Source organism: Luteimonas sp. e5, from assembly GCF_054031035.1.
Genome location: NZ_JBSTRX010000007.1, coordinates 1 through 2,350, shown reverse-complemented (window position 1 = coordinate 2,350; position 2,350 = coordinate 1). Strand labels below are relative to the sequence as shown.

The 2,350-nt window shown below is 55.8% G+C and carries 3 protein-coding genes; all 3 read right to left on the bottom strand.

Translation table 11 applies throughout. From position 1 onward, the window contains the following. Nucleotides 1-142: 142 nt before the first annotated feature. The gene (locus ACW11F_RS12445; protein ID WP_456997270.1) at nt 143-670 is read right to left on the bottom strand and encodes a DUF2726 domain-containing protein; all 528 of its coding nucleotides are present in this window, start codon (nt 668-670) and stop codon (nt 143-145) included. A gap of 73 nt (nt 671-743) precedes the next feature. Beyond that, a complete protein-coding gene (locus ACW11F_RS12440; RefSeq protein ID WP_000186237.1) occupies nt 744-1,376 on the bottom strand; it encodes a type B-3 chloramphenicol O-acetyltransferase CatB3 in 633 nt (210 codons plus the stop codon). Nucleotides 1,377-1,934: 558 nt separating this feature from the next. Next, complete coding sequence (locus ACW11F_RS12435; protein WP_456997269.1) at nt 1,935-2,249, bottom strand: hypothetical protein; 315 nt, start codon at nt 2,247-2,249, stop codon at nt 1,935-1,937. Between the last annotated feature and the right edge of the window lie 101 nt (nt 2,250-2,350).

The following is a 2,350-nucleotide window of genomic DNA, read 5'->3' as shown; positions in this document are numbered from 1 at the left end:
TGAAGGATAAATAGTGGTGGCTATGAGTTGCCAAAAACAGTCTTGCGGCTGTCGATTTTCTGTGAGCATACGCAACGCCAAATCTGGCATCTAACACCTGAATTAAGCCGCGCCGCGAAGCGGCGTCGGCTTGAATGAATTGTTAGGTGCCAACCCGGACACCTACGGGTGCGGGTTCCACAGCCGCCAAGAACTGAGCCCGTACATCTTGGGGCGAGTATGCCGCCTTGGCCGGAACTGTGAGAAGCGGCAAGTTGATCACGCGACACACATTGGCCAGCAGTTCATCACGAGCCTGCGCCCGTTGGCTAGCGTGAGACTTGTCATTGAGCTCGACGGCGCAGACAACAGATAGATCGCCGGAGCGGCACACAAGGAAGTCGAAGTGCTTAGCAGCAATACGATTGAGCGCGCCTTGCCGCGCAGAGTTGCCCAGGCCCGATTTGACTGCAGCCACATCCGCTACCCGAACTTTGCCAAAGACTCGATGCTCTGGCCCAACAGCCTGATCTAGCACCCCAAGGAACGAACGCTCTGCGGCCGAGAAAAGCGGCTTGGCCGGCTGGTACGGAAATCCGAGCTTGCCGGAGCCGCCTTGCTTGTTCTTGAGCGCAGCAAGAACGATGAAGACAACGAATACGATAATAGCCAGCAAAACTAGTGACGACATGCGGAGTGCTCCCCTTGGCACCTAACGCCTGAAATAAGCCGTGCCGCGAAGCGGCATCGGCTTGATTGAATTGTTAGACGGCAAACTCGAGCCAATACTTGTGCAGGCCAACAATATTAGACGAGCACAGCATGGGCATTGCCGCTTTGATCTTCTCCAGTGACCAATTCCACCACTCCATCTCCAGAAGCAATGAAATTTCCTCATCGGTGAAGCGTTTCTTAATCTTCTTAGCGGGATTGCCGCCAACGATAGCGTAAGGCTCCACATCTTTTGTCACCAACGAGCGGCTGCCTATCACCGCACCGTGCCCGATCTTGATTCCGGGCATGACCATTGCCTCAGAGCCGATCCAAACGTCATTGCCAATGACAGTATTACCTGCTTTTTGGAAGGCATCGAGTGCGCTTGAGAATGCAGGTTCTTCCTGCATATAAAAGAACGGGAAAGATGATGCCCAGTCGTACCGATGCCCCTGATTGCCAGCCATGATAAAGGAAGCCCCACTCCCGATAGAGCAGAAACTACCGATGATCAACTTATCAACGTCATCACGGTCCGGAAACAGATACCGTGCGCAGTCATCGAATGAGTGCCCATGATAGTAGCCAGAGTAATAGCTGTACCGCCCAACTTTGATATTGGGGTTCTTCACTTGCTCAGAAAGCAGCTTGCCTTTGAAGGGGCTATCAAAGTAGTTGGTCATAAGAGATCCCGCGGTCTGTGACTTTGCCGTCTAACACCTGAGTTAAGCCGCGTTGCGTAGTGGACGACACGGCGTGGTAGCGTGAGCGTACCACGCCGGGGCGGCCGCGAAGCAACGTCGGCTTGAACGAACTGTTAGGCTTGCGGGCCACTCGCCTGGGCAGCTCAGGAATGGAGCTTTTGCTCCGGTGCGCAACCCGTAAATCTTGACCAGCAGCCGAAACCTGCTTTTTCAGTTTGCGTTGAGCCAGACCTTGCCGCCGCTATTCGCTTGCGCGACCAAGGCCGACTTGCCTTCCTGCCGATCGACATGTCAGCCGTTGCGTACTGGCGCGCAAGCGGGTGGAATGATGAAGGACGGATGGCTGCAGCGCATGCTCTTGCCGTTCTTGGTCGGCAGCAACCTTTTGAAGTTAAGGCTTTTTGGTGCTTGCGGTGATGATTCACCGCTAAGCCTAACACCTAAGTTAAGCCGACCCGCGCAGTGGAGTGGACCAGGTGGCAAGCTTTACCTGCCGCCTGGGCCGCGTAACGAAGCGGGTTCGGCTTGAACGCATCGTTAGGCCGCACTCTGGAATCTTTCAGCCCCGACCGCAAGCCAAGCGACTACGCAGAGACAGGCAACTGTTGCTGCTCCAAGAATCAGCAGAGCGAGCGTGGGGAAGGCGTACGAGATGTAGCCCCCGACCAGGAACAGGAGCGGCAGAACAAGAAGCCTGTTCCCCGCCCAGCGATGAAGCGCCACGGGGTCCGATACGCGAGCGTAATCAACGACATTAAGCGGCTTTGCGCCGCCAGCGAAGCGCACGGCCAGAGCCACCACCAGCAGGATCGGCACGAGAGCGAACTGGACGATTGCGAGGACAATTGCCATGCGGCCTAACACCTGAATTAAGCCGCGCCGCGAAGCGGCGTCGGCTTGAATGAATTGTTAGATGCCAGCCCGATCAATGTGCGCTGACCTTGGATAGCAGA